This window comes from Maledivibacter halophilus (assembly GCF_900167445.1).
Classification (GTDB): Bacteria; Bacillota; Clostridia; order Peptostreptococcales; family Caminicellaceae; genus Maledivibacter; species Maledivibacter halophilus.
The window spans coordinates 205,272-218,406 of record NZ_FUZT01000003.1 but is presented as its reverse complement, the minus strand read 5'-3'; the positions used below and the strand labels follow the sequence as shown (position 1 = coordinate 218,406).

14 protein-coding genes are annotated in these 13,135 nt (G+C 35.0%); 13 read left to right on the top strand and 1 reads right to left on the bottom strand.

The window, feature by feature from the left end; all coding sequences use genetic code 11:
• Positions 1–38: 38 nt before the first annotated feature.
• From atpE (B5X81_RS07030) to spoIIID, 13 genes are all read left to right on the top strand, one after another.
• On the top strand, positions 39–578 hold the full coding sequence (atpE, locus tag B5X81_RS07030) for an ATP synthase F0 subunit C (RefSeq protein ID WP_079490480.1): 540 nt from the start codon (positions 39–41) through the stop codon (positions 576–578).
• Between the two features lie 103 nt (positions 579–681).
• Entirely contained in the window at positions 682–930 is a 249-nt protein-coding gene (gene atpE / locus B5X81_RS07025) for an ATP synthase F0 subunit C (RefSeq protein ID WP_073146919.1), read from the top strand.
• A 128-nt stretch (positions 931–1,058) separates the two neighbouring features.
• Positions 1,059–1,574, top strand: a complete 516-nt coding sequence (gene atpF, locus B5X81_RS07020; protein ID WP_079490479.1) for a F0F1 ATP synthase subunit B — start codon at positions 1,059–1,061, stop codon at positions 1,572–1,574.
• Entirely contained in the window at positions 1,562–2,104 is a 543-nt protein-coding gene (locus tag B5X81_RS07015; protein ID WP_079490477.1) for a F0F1 ATP synthase subunit delta, read from the top strand. Before atpF ends, B5X81_RS07015 begins: the two co-directional genes overlap by 13 nt.
• A gap of 20 nt (positions 2,105–2,124) precedes the next feature.
• On the top strand, positions 2,125–3,651 hold the full coding sequence (atpA, locus tag B5X81_RS07010; RefSeq protein ID WP_079490476.1) for a F0F1 ATP synthase subunit alpha: 1,527 nt from the start codon (positions 2,125–2,127) through the stop codon (positions 3,649–3,651).
• A gap of 39 nt (positions 3,652–3,690) precedes the next feature.
• The gene (atpG, locus tag B5X81_RS07005; RefSeq protein ID WP_079490474.1) at positions 3,691–4,554 is read left to right on the top strand and encodes an ATP synthase F1 subunit gamma; all 864 of its coding nucleotides are present in this window, start codon (positions 3,691–3,693) and stop codon (positions 4,552–4,554) included.
• A 56-nt stretch (positions 4,555–4,610) separates the two neighbouring features.
• Positions 4,611–6,002: a F0F1 ATP synthase subunit beta gene (gene atpD / locus B5X81_RS07000; RefSeq protein ID WP_079490821.1), complete on the top strand. Its 1,392-nt coding sequence runs from the start codon at positions 4,611–4,613 to the stop codon at positions 6,000–6,002.
• A gap of 75 nt (positions 6,003–6,077) precedes the next feature.
• On the top strand, positions 6,078–6,482 hold the full coding sequence (locus B5X81_RS06995) for a F0F1 ATP synthase subunit epsilon (RefSeq protein WP_079490473.1): 405 nt from the start codon (positions 6,078–6,080) through the stop codon (positions 6,480–6,482).
• A 232-nt stretch (positions 6,483–6,714) separates the two neighbouring features.
• Positions 6,715–7,452 (top strand): YwmB family TATA-box binding protein, encoded by a 738-nt coding sequence (locus tag B5X81_RS06990; RefSeq protein WP_079490471.1) that lies wholly within the window; start codon positions 6,715–6,717, stop codon positions 7,450–7,452.
• A gap of 222 nt (positions 7,453–7,674) precedes the next feature.
• Positions 7,675–8,928, top strand: a complete 1,254-nt coding sequence (gene murA / locus B5X81_RS06985) for a UDP-N-acetylglucosamine 1-carboxyvinyltransferase (RefSeq protein WP_079490470.1) — start codon at positions 7,675–7,677, stop codon at positions 8,926–8,928.
• A gap of 209 nt (positions 8,929–9,137) precedes the next feature.
• Positions 9,138–10,118 carry a stage II sporulation protein D gene (spoIID, locus tag B5X81_RS06980; RefSeq protein ID WP_079490468.1) on the top strand — a complete coding sequence of 327 codons (981 nt, stop codon included), beginning with the start codon at positions 9,138–9,140 and terminating at the stop codon, positions 10,116–10,118.
• A gap of 58 nt (positions 10,119–10,176) precedes the next feature.
• Positions 10,177–11,079, top strand: a complete 903-nt coding sequence (locus B5X81_RS06975) for a M23 family metallopeptidase (RefSeq protein WP_170917312.1) — start codon at positions 10,177–10,179, stop codon at positions 11,077–11,079.
• 111 nt (positions 11,080–11,190) lie between these two features.
• Positions 11,191–11,445, top strand: coding sequence for a sporulation transcriptional regulator SpoIIID (gene spoIIID / locus B5X81_RS06970; RefSeq protein WP_079490465.1), 255 nt, complete (start codon positions 11,191–11,193; stop codon positions 11,443–11,445).
• A 54-nt stretch (positions 11,446–11,499) separates the two neighbouring features.
• Here the strand turns inward: spoIIID and B5X81_RS06965 are convergent, their stop codons facing one another.
• Positions 11,500–13,032 carry an AbgT family transporter gene (locus tag B5X81_RS06965; protein WP_079490464.1) on the bottom strand — a complete coding sequence of 511 codons (1,533 nt, stop codon included), beginning with the start codon at positions 13,030–13,032 and terminating at the stop codon, positions 11,500–11,502.
• Positions 13,033–13,135 lie beyond the last annotated feature (103 nt).

Genomic DNA, 13,135 nt, shown 5'->3' with positions numbered 1-13,135 from the left:
CCTCAAATTAGTGCTTAGTCATGAAGGAGGAGTGCAGCATGAATTTTATTGATAAGTTCTTTGCTTGGCTGCTTAGCTTTGACAAAGAGACCTTGATCTATGCTGCCTCAGCTATTGGGGCTGGACTTGCCATGATAGCTGGTATTGGCCCAGGAATAGGGCAAGGTTACGCAGCCGGAAAGGGTGCTGAGGCTGTAGGGATTAATCCCAAGGCAAGTAAACAATCTACTATGGTTATGCTTTTAGGAGCAGCTGTGGCAGAGACATCTGGTATTTTGTCCTTAGTAGTTGCTGTTATACTTTTATATGGAAATCCAATAGTTAATGTTACAGGAGCATCTATAATTTTAGCTGCTGCAGCAATTGGAGCAGGATTTTCCATGATAGCTGGTATTGGACCAGGAATAGGACAAGGTTATGCAGCTGGAAAGGCTACTGAGGCAGTGGGAAGAAGGCCAAAATTATATTCCACCGTTGTAAGAACTATGTTCTTAGGTCAGGCAGTGGCCCAAACTACAGGTATTTATGCACTTATAATTGCATTGGTATTAATGTTTGCAAATCCATTTATCAGGTAAGTTTAATATTATTGCAAATTAGATACTTGTGTACAAATCAAAAAATATTTCCCACAAATTTGAAAACGAATTTTAAGAGTGAATATTTAAAGGAGGAAGTAGAATGAATGGTGTAGATTTAATAAAAGCGTGTTCAGCAATTGGAGCAGGTTTAGCTATGATAGCTGGTATTGGACCTGGAATTGGTCAGGGTTATGCAGCTGGTAAAGGTGCAGAAGGTGTTGGGAGACAGCCGGAAGCTCAGGGTGATATTGTTAGAACTATGCTTCTTGGTGCAGCAGTAGCAGAGACTACTGGTATTTATGGATTAATCGTGGCACTAATTCTGTTATTTGCTAACCCATTTTTCTAGAAATTTTTAGATTAAATGGAGATGGAAAACCATCTCCAGTTTTGAAAATCTCCGATTTTAAATAGCTGAATTTAAATTATAATAAATTTTGCTGTTAATATAATTCGGTTTGTAAAGGAGGCGTCTAAATGGAAGGGTTGAAGTTTGGATTAGTTGACCCGAGTGCGACTTTTTGGTTTCAATTAATTAATACATTTATACTATTTCTTATCCTCAAAAAGCTTCTATTCAAACCAGTTTCCGAGTTTATGGAAAAGAGAAAAAGTGAAATTGCTGAGTCTATAGAAAGGGCTGAAGCAAGAAATGAAGAAGCTGAAAAGTATAAGAGTGAATATATTAGTAAAATTGAAGCTTCCCAGGAAGAAGGAAGACAGATAGTAAGGGATGCTGCTAAAAGGGCTGAAGAAAGGGCCAGTGAAATCGTAAAGGCAGCTGAAAAAGAAGCAAAGGAAATAAAGGAAAGAGCTAATCTAGAAATAGAGAGAGAAAGAGAAAAGGCTATAAATTCACTTAAGGATGAAATAGCTTCTATTGCCATGCTAGCTGCTTCTAAAGTCATTGAAGAGGACTTAAATGAGAAAAAGCATAATAACCTTGTAAGAAAGTTTATAGATGAGGTAGGGGAAACAAGATGGCAAAATTAGTATCCAAAACATATTCAGAGGCTTTATTTGAAGTGGCATTAGAAGAAAACAAGATGGATTTGTTTTTAGATGAGCTTAGCTTTGTATTGGAAACATTTGAAATCCATGAAGATTTTTATGAGTTATTTAAAACTCCATTGGTTAAAGTAGATGAAAAGAAAGAAGTAATAGAAAAAGTTTTTGGTGATAAATTGAGCAAGGAAATGAATAATTTTCTAAAAATAATAATTGATAAAAGAAGAGGCCATTTTATTGAGCAAATAAAATGGTCATATGAAGATATGGTTAATAAGCATAAGGGAATAGTCAAGGCTGTGGCAATAACGGCTGTTCCTCTAAAGAAAGAAGATAAAATGATACTTCAAAATAAGCTATCTTCTTTAACAGGAAAAACTGTTAATCTTTCAAATGAGATAGAAGAAAGTGTTGTAGGCGGAATTTTAATTAAGATAGGTGACAAGGTCATTGATGGAACAATAAAGAGTAGACTTGAAGAAATGAAGGAAAGTCTATCTCAAATCATAGTGTAAGTGATAGGGGTGAGTAGACCATGAATCTTAGACCTGAAGAAATAAGTTCTGTGATAAAAGCACAGATTAAAAGATATGAAAGCAAGCTGGAAGCCAAGGACGTAGGCACAATAATTCAGGTTGGTGACGGTATTGCAAGAATCCATGGCCTGGAGAAGTGTATGGCAGGAGAGCTTCTTGAGTTTCCTGGTGAAGTTTACGGTATGGTGCTAAACTTGGAGGAAGACAATGTTGGTGCCGTTTTACTTGGGTCCGATGAGAATATTAAAGAAGGAGATACTGTAAAGAGTACTGGAAGAATAGTTGAGGTTCCTGTAGGAGAGCAAATGATAGGAAGGGTAGTTAATGCACTGGGACAGCCTATAGATGGAAAGGGACCAATAAAATCTGAAAAATATAGACCTATAGAATCAAATGCACCTGGTGTTATAGATAGAAGATCAGTTTACCAGCCTGTACAGACTGGTATTAAGGCTATTGATTCAATGATACCTATAGGTAGAGGACAGAGGGAGCTTATAATCGGTGACAAGCAAACAGGTAAAACAGCTATCTGTATTGATACAATTTTAAATCAAAAAGAAGAAAATGTAATTTGTATATATGTTGCCATAGGACAAAAGAAATCTACTGTAGTTCAACTGGTTAAGAACTTAGAAGAGCGTGGTGCTATGGATTATACTATAGTTGTTTCTGCTTCTGCCAGTGAGCCAGCTCCACTTCAATATATAGCTCCCTATGCTGGTTGTGCCATGGGAGAGGAATTTATGCATCAAGGAAAAGATGTATTGATAATGTATGATGATTTATCCAAGCATGCTGTTGCATATCGTGCTATGTCACTGTTGCTTCGTAGACCTCCAGGACGTGAGGCATATCCTGGTGATGTATTCTACTTGCATAGTAGATTACTTGAGAGGGCTGCAAAGCTGAGTGACAAACTTGGTGGAGGATCTTTAACTGCCCTACCGATTATTGAAACCCAGGCCGGTGACGTTTCAGCATATATACCTACAAATGTTATATCTATTACCGATGGTCAGATATATCTTGAGGGAGAATTATTTTATTCAGGACAAAGACCGGCGGTTAATGCAGGTATATCTGTATCCCGTGTTGGTGGAGATGCCCAGATAAAAGCTATGAAAAAGGTTGCAGGTAAAATTAAGCTTGAGCTTGCCCAATATAGAGAGCTGGCTGCCTTTGCCCAATTCGGTTCTGAACTGGATAAGGATACACGGGAAAGACTTGATCAAGGACAAAGACTTATGGAGATTCTAAAGCAGCCTCAGTACAGTCCAATGAGGGTACAGGACCAGGTTATGATTATCTATGCGGCAGTTAATAAATACCTAAGTGATATAGAGGTGGAAGCTTTAGGACGTTATGAAGAAGAGTTGATAGAATTTATGACAAATAACAAGCCTGAGATTGGTGATGCTATAAAAGAAACCGGAAAGCTTGATGAAGAAACTGAAAATAAACTTAAAGCAGCAATAGAAGAATTTAATAAGCTATTCTTGGAAAAAGAAAAAGATAGAGCATAAATATGTTTTAAAAACCCTTGCCGCAGGAGGTGAAGGTAGATGGCAGGAATGGGAATGCGCGATATAAAGCGTAGAATCAGAAGTGTAAATAGTACAAAGCAAATTACAAAGGCTATGGAGCTTGTATCTACTGCTAAGCTAAGGAGAGCAAGAGGCAGGCTTGAAAAAGTAAGACCATATTTTGAAACTGTTAATGAAACAGTGCAGGAAATACTGGGAAGCTCCAGTAATATAGATCATTCATATACCATTGAACGGGAAGTTAAGAAAAGCTTATATATAGTTATTACAGCTGATAGGGGTCTATGTGGCGGATATAATATAAATGCCATAAAAAAGGCTTTAGAGGATATAGAAAAGAAAGAAAAGGTTAGTTTTATTGTCATTGGACAAAAGGCTAAGGGCTATTTTTCAAAAAGAGGTTACAATATAGTAGGTGAGTATTTAAATATTTCTGAAAAACCGGAATACATCGATGCCAAAAATATAGGCAGGCTAGCCTTGAAATTATATAAAGAAGGTGAAATAGACGAGATAAAACTTGTTTATACTCAATTTGTAAGCACTATATCCCAGGTGCCTAAAATGGTTAAACTTTTGCCCGTATCAAAGGAAGAAAAGGAAGAAGCTGAGGAAAAGGAATTTAAATATGTTTCCTATGAGCCTTCTCCAGGAGCAGTATTAGATTATTTGATTCCTAAATATATAGAAAGTACAATGTATGGTACCTTAGTTGAGTCAGCTGCTAGTGAGCAGGCTGCAAGAAGAGTGGCTATGGAAAGTGCAACTGACAATGCAGAAGAAATGATTGATAGCTTGACATTATCCTTTAACCAGGCCCGTCAAGCTGCTATAACTCAGGAAATTACAGAAATAGTTGGTGGCGCAGAAGCCCTTAAATAATTTGTTGTTCTAAGAACTTGGAGCTTAGAACTTTTATGGAAGGATGTGAAATTATTATGGCCCAAAACGTTGGAAAAGTTGTACAGATAATAGGTCCGGTAGTGGATGTTAGGTTTGAAAGTGAAAATTTGCCTAATATTTTGAATGCTATAGAGATTAATCACAATGATAAGAAAATAATTGTTGAGGTTGCCAACCATATAGGTGACAATACAGTAAGATGTATAGCTATGTCATCAACGGATGGATTGGTAAGAGGAGTAGAAGCTGTTGATAAAGGAGCTCCAATTTCAGTTCCTGTAGGAACTCCAACATTAGGTCGTATATTTAATGTGCTTGGTGAGGCTATAGATTCAAAGGAGCCTCCAAAGGGAGTGGAAAATTGGCCGATCCATAGGCCTGCTCCTACCTTTGAGGAACAGGAAACTTCTACTGAAATGCTTGAAACAGGTATTAAGGTAGTTGACCTTATAGCTCCCTATTCAAAGGGTGGTAAGGTAGGTCTTTTTGGTGGAGCTGGTGTTGGTAAAACAGTTCTTATACAAGAGCTAATCAATAATATAGCAAAGGAACACGGTGGATTCTCTGTTTTTGCTGGTGTTGGGGAAAGAACTAGAGAGGGTAATGACCTTTACTATGAAATGGTTGAGTCTGGAGTTATAGATAAAACTACAATGGTATTTGGTCAGATGAATGAGCCACCTGGAGCTAGGATGCGTGTAGGTCTTACAGGACTTACCATGGCAGAATATTTCAGGGATACCGAGGGAAGAGACGTATTATTATTTATTGACAATATATTTAGATTTACTCAAGCGGGTTCAGAGGTTTCAGCTTTACTTGGACGTATGCCTAGTGCCGTTGGTTATCAGCCTACACTTGCTACTGATATGGGAGCTCTTCAAGAAAGGATTACATCAACTAATAAGGGTTCTATTACATCAGTGCAGGCTGTATATGTACCTGCCGATGACCTTACTGACCCTGCTCCGGCAACAACCTTTACCCACCTTGATGCAACTACGGTTTTATCTAGGGATATATCTAACCTTGGTATATATCCAGCCGTTGATCCATTAGATTCTACATCAAGGATATTAGCTCCCGATGTGGTTGGAGAGGAGCATTATAAAGTAGCCCGTGATGTTCAGGAAATACTTCAAAGATATAAAGAACTTCAGGATATAATCGCCATACTTGGTATGGATGAGCTTTCAGATGAAGATAAATTAGTTGTTTCCAGGGCAAGAAAGATTCAAAGATTTTTATCTCAGCCATTCCATGTTGCTGAGCAGTTTACTGGCTTTGAAGGTAAATATGTACCAATAAAAGAAACCGTAAGAGGATTTAAGGAAATACTAGAAGGCAAGCACGATGATCTTCCAGAATCGGCATTCCTCTTTGTAGGTACAATTGACGAAGCAGTGGAAAAGGCTAAACAATCTTAAGAGTAAAAGCTTAGGGTTAAGTTTTAAGTTGCAGGTTACAAGTTTCTAGACTTGGAACTTTTCGGAGGTGAATAAATGGCATCGACTTTCCAAATTGAAATAGTTACTCCCGATAGAAAGTTTTTTGAAGGTGAGGTAAGCATGGTTATTGCTAGGACTTTAGAAGGGGATGTTGGAATTCTTAGGGATCATGTTCCTACTGTATCGCCTTTATCTATAGGGGTAATTAAAATAAAAAAGGATGACAAAATTCTTGAGGCTACATGTTCTGGAGGCTTTATAAGTACTGATGAAGATAAAGCCACTATAATTACCGATTCGGCAGAGTGGCCTGAGGAGATAGATGTTGAGAGAGCAGAGGCTGCTAAGAAAAGGGCAGAAGAGAGGCTCAAAAAGAATTCTGAAAACATAGATACTTTAAGGGCTCAAATAGCTCTTAATAAAGCTATAAATAGAATAAGAGTTTCAAAGGGTGAATAAAAAGGAATCCCAAGACAATTATTGTCTTGGGATTCCTTTTTAGTTCTCAAAAAATTATTTTCATAAATAAAAAAACATGTATATAAAAAAAGTAATGTGTTAATACTTTTAATGAAAGAGGAAAGAGTATAGCACAAAATATGATTTTAAGTCCCCCTTTGCATATTTTGTGGCTATATCTCTTCCTTTTATCATTTTAAAGCTTCTAGGTATTAATAATGAGGTGAGGGAAATGTATAAGAAATTATTTACGTATATTTTAATTTTTATATTCAGTGTATCTATTGTATTTGGCAATTCCAGTGAAAATTTAAAACCAGAAGACATAGTAAATACTTCTTTTCTTGAGTCCCAGGCACATTTGGATCATATAAATATTAATAGTTATGTTGTATTTAATGACAAATTTATTACTATTGACAATGCCAATAAAATATGTAATGATATTTCAGGAAAGCTAAATATGCAAGAGATTGAATTTGAAAAGGAAAATAGGGACGATTTTAGTCAGGTTATTGTTAACGGTACTATTAGTGAAGGAATACATGGTACTGTCATACTACAAAGCTCCAGACTTGAGGACTTTAAAGAAAGTAGTATAGTAATAGATATAATTCAGACTAATAAAGAATATGATTTAAAAGAATTATGTGATAAAATTAGAGATGTTCTAAGTAATTATGGAAGTGTTAATCTAAATATTAATTTAATAGGATACTATGATGGACTTGTTGATATGAAAGAAATTAAGGGGAAAATTAAAAATATATTTAAAAAAATTGATGCTGAAAAAATAGAGGGAATAGAGTCAGATGAATTAATAAGTATAACAGGATATACATCTAATATTGAGAAGCATATAGGCTATTGTGGTAAGAAAGTGAATATAAATATTGCTTCTAGGTTCAATAGCTATGAAAATAGGACCTATATATGGATAGGAACACCATTAATTGTTTTAGAATATTAGATTCAAAAGTATATTTATGTTAATTTTAGGAAATGACATTTATTTTAAAATTCAAGAAGGAAAAATTTAATTCATGTAGAAATATTAAGGTGGAGTATTTTGCGTTTATTATCAGATCGTTTTACCATATTAATACAATAAAATGAAAAATATACTTTAAAAATATTTCAGTTTTGGAAAGTCCTTAATTTAACCAACAATTTAATAAAAGGAGGACCACAATTGCCAAAGATAATTGTAAGAAAAAGCAGACCTTTAAAGGGAGAAGTAAAGATAAGTGGTGCAAAAAACTCTGTGTTACCAATAATGGCAGCATCTTTACTAGCCCAGGATAAAGTTATTTTAGAAGATATTCCCCCCCTTAGGGATGTTGAAGTAATAAGTGAAGTTTTAACTTCTCTTGGGGCTAATGTCAGGAAACATTCCGATGGAATTATTGAGATAAATTCTAGTAAGATAGATCACTCAGAAGCTCCTTATGATTTAATAAAAAAGATGAGGGCATCATTTTTAGTGATAGGGCCTCTTTTAGCTAGAATGGGAAGGGCTAGGGTATCCTTGCCTGGGGGCTGTGCTATAGGAGCTAGACCCATTGACTTGCATTTAAAGGGATTAAGTGCATTAGGTGCTAAAATAGAATTAGGTCATGGTTATGTTGAGGCAAAAGCTGATCGATTGATAGGAGATAAAATATACTTGGATTTTCCCAGCGTAGGTGCCACTGAAAATATAATGATGGCTGCCACCATGGCTGAGGGACAGACTATAATACAGAACTCGGCAGAGGAACCTGAAATAGTTGATCTAGCAAATTTTTTAAATGGTTTAGGTGCCAATATAAAAGGTGCAGGAACCGATACTATAAAAATACAGGGAGTTAAAAAGCTAGGTGGAGTAAGGCATACTGTAATACCAGATAGAATTGAAACAGGTACATATATGGTTGCAGCAGCAATAACAGGTGGAGATGTTACAATAAAAAATGCACTTACAGATCATTTAAAGCCAATGATAGCAAAACTTAAGGAATGTGGCGTAGAAATTTATGAAAATGGAGATGAAATAAGGGTTAATGCTTCAAATGGAATCAATGCTATAGATATAAAGACTCTACCATATCCAGGCTTTCCAACTGACATGCAGTCTCAATTTATGTCCCTTTTAAGTATTGCAAAGGGAACCAGTGTTATTATTGAAACAGTATTTGAAAATAGATTTATGCATGTTAGTGAATTAAACAGGATGGGTGCAAATATTAAAATAGAAGGACATAGTGCAGTGGTTCAAGGTGTAAAAGGACTTCAAGGGGCCCAGGTTAGAGCTACTGATCTTAGAGCTGGAGCGGCGCTTATACTAGCAGGACTAGTTGCTGAGGGTACAACAGAAATAAATGACATATATCATATTGAAAGAGGCTATGTATCAATAGAAAACAAATTAAGAAATTTAGGTGCAGACATTGAAAGAGTGGAATAATATATAGCTAATTAAGCAAATTGCATAGTGAAACAAATTGAAAAGTAAATTTTAAGATTGTTTAACTACAGATAAATGTGATATGTTTACGGAAACGACTTTTAGTCGTTTCTTTTTGCATTTGAGGATAAAAAACAATTCATCTATCATATTTTACCCTTTGATAACATAAAATGTAAAGAGCTTTATATGGACAAGGGGGAGAAAATATGAAGGGGATTTTTTATATAGTAATTGGAATAATATTAGTAATAATAATATTGCCAATGGTTCTAATATATAGCTGTGATATAGATCCACTCTATACTGAAAATAAAGAACAAATTTCAAAGGAAACAATTATAAGGGTTTATATAAAGGAAACTCAAAGGATTGAAGAAATAGAACTGGAAGAGTATGTGAAGGGTGTTGTTGCCAGCGAGATGCCAGCTGAATTTGAAATAGATGCCCTTAAGGCTCAGGCAGTGGCTGCAAGAACTAAGGTTATTCATCAAAAAATAAAATATGGAGATGAAGGAAATCCAGCTCATCCAGGGGCTGAGGTTTGCAATCAAGTACATTGTCAGGTATATAAAAGTAAAGCAGAACTTGAAAAATCAAAGCCTCAGGATTGGATGAATAATTATTGGAGTAAGATTGAAAAAGCTGTAGAGGAAACAAAGGGCTTAATAATAACATATGATTCAAAACTAATAGATCCTTTATATCATTCAACAAGCGGTGGAAAAACAGAAAACTCTGAGGATGTCTTTACATCTATGGCCCCCTATTTAAGAAGTGTAGATAGCCCCTATGAAAAAGACTCCAGACATCTGGAGGATGAAACAGTGATATCTACAAATGAATTTATTACTAAGGTAAATAATAGATATAAGGATTGTGGTTTAAATGAAAATAATATTGTAGATTCTCTAAAAGTATTAGAAAGAAGCGAAGGTGGAAGAATAACTAAGATGAAGATAGGCAATGCAATATTATCAGGTAGAAATATTAGGGAATTATTTGGTTTAAAATCAGCTAATTTTAAGATAAAAATATCTGGAGAAAAAATGACATTTACAACAAAGGGATATGGTCACGGAGTAGGCATGAGTCAATACGGAGCCAATGGAATGGCTAAAGAAGGATATGATTTTATAGATATATTAAAGCACTATTATCAGGGAGTGGAAATAGAAGAATATAAATAACAATTTTATGTATCGTCCACTGATATTTTGGTAATAATAAAAAATGGAGGTGGACGATATGAATTTTAGAAAAAAGTTCAAAAGGAATAATAATACTGATAAAGAAAAAAAGAGTCTTAGATTGCTGGAAAAAGAGGGTTTTTATATTATTATGTTCTTATGTGTTTGTATAGTTGGAGTAGTGGCTGTTTGGGTGGCTAAATCAAATGTTGATAGAATAGCAGAGGATAAAATCCCTCAAAATGATGAAATAAATATAGCCGAATCTGAAATTATAGACATGACAGAAAGAGAAATGGAAAAACAAACTGATGATATTATTATTATAGGAGATGAAAACGAATTTGATGAATTAGATGAGTTTGATGAGTTAGCCATAACAGAACAAGATAGTTTAGACATAATTGAGGAAGATTCTGATTCAACTAAAAATCCTGAAGAGAATAAAGGGAAAATTTTAGTTGAGGAACTAGTGTATGAACCGGTGTTAAATATAGCTGAAAATGAGGATACCAATGATGAAGCTATAGAAGCTTCAAATGATGAAAATCTGGTAATGATGTGGCCTGTAAAGGGAGAGATAGGTATGGAATATGCTGTTGAAACCTTGACATATTCAAATACCCTAGAGCATTATACGACTCATCATGGTATAGATATAATTTCAGAAGAAAATACCCCGGTAAAAGCAGCTTTGGCAGGGGAAATAGTGGAGATATTAACGGATTCAAGGCTTGGAATAACTGTATCAATTAGTCATGAAAATGGATTAATGACAAGATATAGTAATTTATGTACTGATGCAATGATTAATATAGGGGATAAAATAACTAAAGGACAGACTATAAGTGGAGTTGGAACTTCATCGATATTTGAGTCAGCAGATGCTCCACACCTTCATTTTGAAGTATTACTTAATGGTGAAAATGTTGATCCAATGAAATATTTGGCCCAGGAATAAAGAAGAGAATAACTAATAAGCTAAAAATCCTTAACTTATAAGTTTAATGTTCTATATAGTAATTTCACTGCATATTATGTAACAAACCATTTTTTTAAAGGGGGTACATCAGTGAAGGACTATATAGAGGAAAGGGCTGTTGAAATCGCTGAACACATAATCAGCAAACAATCTACAGTTAGACAGACAGCTAAAGTCTTTGGAGTAAGCAAAAGTACAGTACACAAGGATGTCACCGAACGACTCCCCAAGATAAACCCTCTTTTAGCTATCAAAGTAAAAAGAATACTTGATAAAAATAAAGCTGAAAGACATATTAGAGGTGGGAAAGCAACAAAGATAAAATATAGTGGCTTAGCAAAATAGCATAAATCAACTACAAGATAAGAGCAGGGCTAAAGCCCTGCTTTATTAGTTTCTTTATAGATTTATAAATGCTTCTGGTCCTATTGGTAATCCAAGGAAATACCATACAGTTAATAATAATGTCCATCCCACTAAGAAAATAAGTGAATAAGGAAGCATTGTAGATATCAAGGTACCAATTCCAGTGTCCTCATCATATTTTTTAGCAAATATAACGATGACTGCAAAATATGACATAAGAGGAGTAATTATATTTGTACAGGAATCCCCAATACGATAAGCTAATTGAGTGAATTCAGGTGTAAATCCTAATTTATACATCATTGGAACAAATACCGGTGCCATGATTCCCCATTTTGCCGATGCTGAACCGATGAATAAGTTGATAAATCCAGCAACTACTATAAAGGATATAATTAAAGGTAGACCTACAAAACCAACGGATTCTAAGAAATTTGCTCCACTTACTGCCAATATAATACCTAAATTTGTATAGGAGAAATATTTAATGAATTGAGCAGCAAAGAATACTAGAACTAAATAACCTCCCATGTTGGACATGGATTTTCCCATGAACTTAACTACGTCTTTATCACTTTTAATTGTTCCCGAAGTTATACCATATACTAAGCCTGGAATTAAGAAGAATAGCATTATTACTGGAACCAGTCCATTAGAAGTAAATGTCTTTAAGCTTCCATCTACCTTTAATATTGCATTTTCAGGAAGCATTAACAGTAAAAATACCCCAATAAATACCAGTATAGATAAACCAGCTGCAACTAAACCCTTTTTCTCCTCTTTGGTAACTTCCATTGTTTCATCAGCGTTTTGACCTTTGTACTCTCCCAGTCGTGGCTCTACTATCTTTTCTGTTACTATGGTTCCAAGGAAAGTTATTAATACTGTAGATGCAACCATAAAATAGTAATTGGAAGTTGGTAATATTGATGCGTCTATACCACCGGCAGAAAGGGCTTCATTTGTAATACCCGCTAGCAAAGGATCTAATGTACCCAATAGTAAATTGGCAGAAAAACCGCCGGACACCCCTGCAAAGGCAGCTGCTAAACCTGCCAGTGGATGACGTTTAAAGCTTAAGAATACTATGGCTCCAAGGGGAACTAATACAACATATCCTGCATCTGAAGCTATATTTGACATTACACCAGCAAATACAACTACGGCAGTTATAAGCTTTTTTGGAGTACTAAGTACTAGTTTTTTTAATGAAGCATTAATAAGTCCTGTTCCTTCAGCAACACCTACTCCAAGCATTGCAACCAATACAGTTCCCAATGGATGGAAACTTGTGAAGTTTTGTGTTGCAGAGTTGATCATGTACCTTAAACCTTCAGCATTTAACAGAGATACAGCCTCTACTGTTTTTTGAGCCTTAGACTTTGCATCGTAAAAATCAACTGTTAATCCTGCACGGGAAGAAATTTCTGAAATAATAATAACTGCAAGGGCGAATAATGCAAATAATGTTACAGGATGAGGTAGTTTATTACCTATTTTTTCAATTCCATCAAGAAAGAAGTTGAAAAAACCTTTTCCTGAGCGTTGCTTTGAATTTGTTTCCATGTGTTAGCATCCTCCTTTTAAATTAAAATTATTAAATTTTGAAATATTACATATATAAGTATAAGTGAAACATAGAATAAATTGTTTTTTTATCACTTATTTC

Bases quoted from the DNA above. Each gene is read 5' to 3' on its own strand.
- B5X81_RS06975 (WP_170917312.1), top strand. From the start codon at position 10,177: ATGAATTTTAGAAAAAAGTTCAAAAGGAATAATAATACTGATAAAGAA.
- atpE (WP_079490480.1), top strand. From the start codon at position 39: ATGAATTTTATTGATAAGTTCTTTGCTTGGCTGCTTAGCTTTGACAAA.
- spoIID (WP_079490468.1), top strand. From the start codon at position 9,138: ATGAAGGGGATTTTTTATATAGTAATTGGAATAATATTAGTAATAATA.
- atpE (WP_073146919.1), top strand. From the start codon at position 682: ATGAATGGTGTAGATTTAATAAAAGCGTGTTCAGCAATTGGAGCAGGT.
- atpA (WP_079490476.1), top strand. From the start codon at position 2,125: ATGAATCTTAGACCTGAAGAAATAAGTTCTGTGATAAAAGCACAGATT.
- atpF (WP_079490479.1), top strand. From the start codon at position 1,059: ATGGAAGGGTTGAAGTTTGGATTAGTTGACCCGAGTGCGACTTTTTGG.
- B5X81_RS06990 (WP_079490471.1), top strand. From the start codon at position 6,715: ATGTATAAGAAATTATTTACGTATATTTTAATTTTTATATTCAGTGTA.
- atpG (WP_079490474.1), top strand. From the start codon at position 3,691: ATGGCAGGAATGGGAATGCGCGATATAAAGCGTAGAATCAGAAGTGTA.
- B5X81_RS06995 (WP_079490473.1), top strand. From the start codon at position 6,078: ATGGCATCGACTTTCCAAATTGAAATAGTTACTCCCGATAGAAAGTTT.
- atpD (WP_079490821.1), top strand. From the start codon at position 4,611: ATGGCCCAAAACGTTGGAAAAGTTGTACAGATAATAGGTCCGGTAGTG.
- B5X81_RS07015 (WP_079490477.1), top strand. From the start codon at position 1,562: ATGGCAAAATTAGTATCCAAAACATATTCAGAGGCTTTATTTGAAGTG.
- B5X81_RS06965 (WP_079490464.1), bottom strand. From the start codon at position 13,032: ATGGAAACAAATTCAAAGCAACGCTCAGGAAAAGGTTTTTTCAACTTC.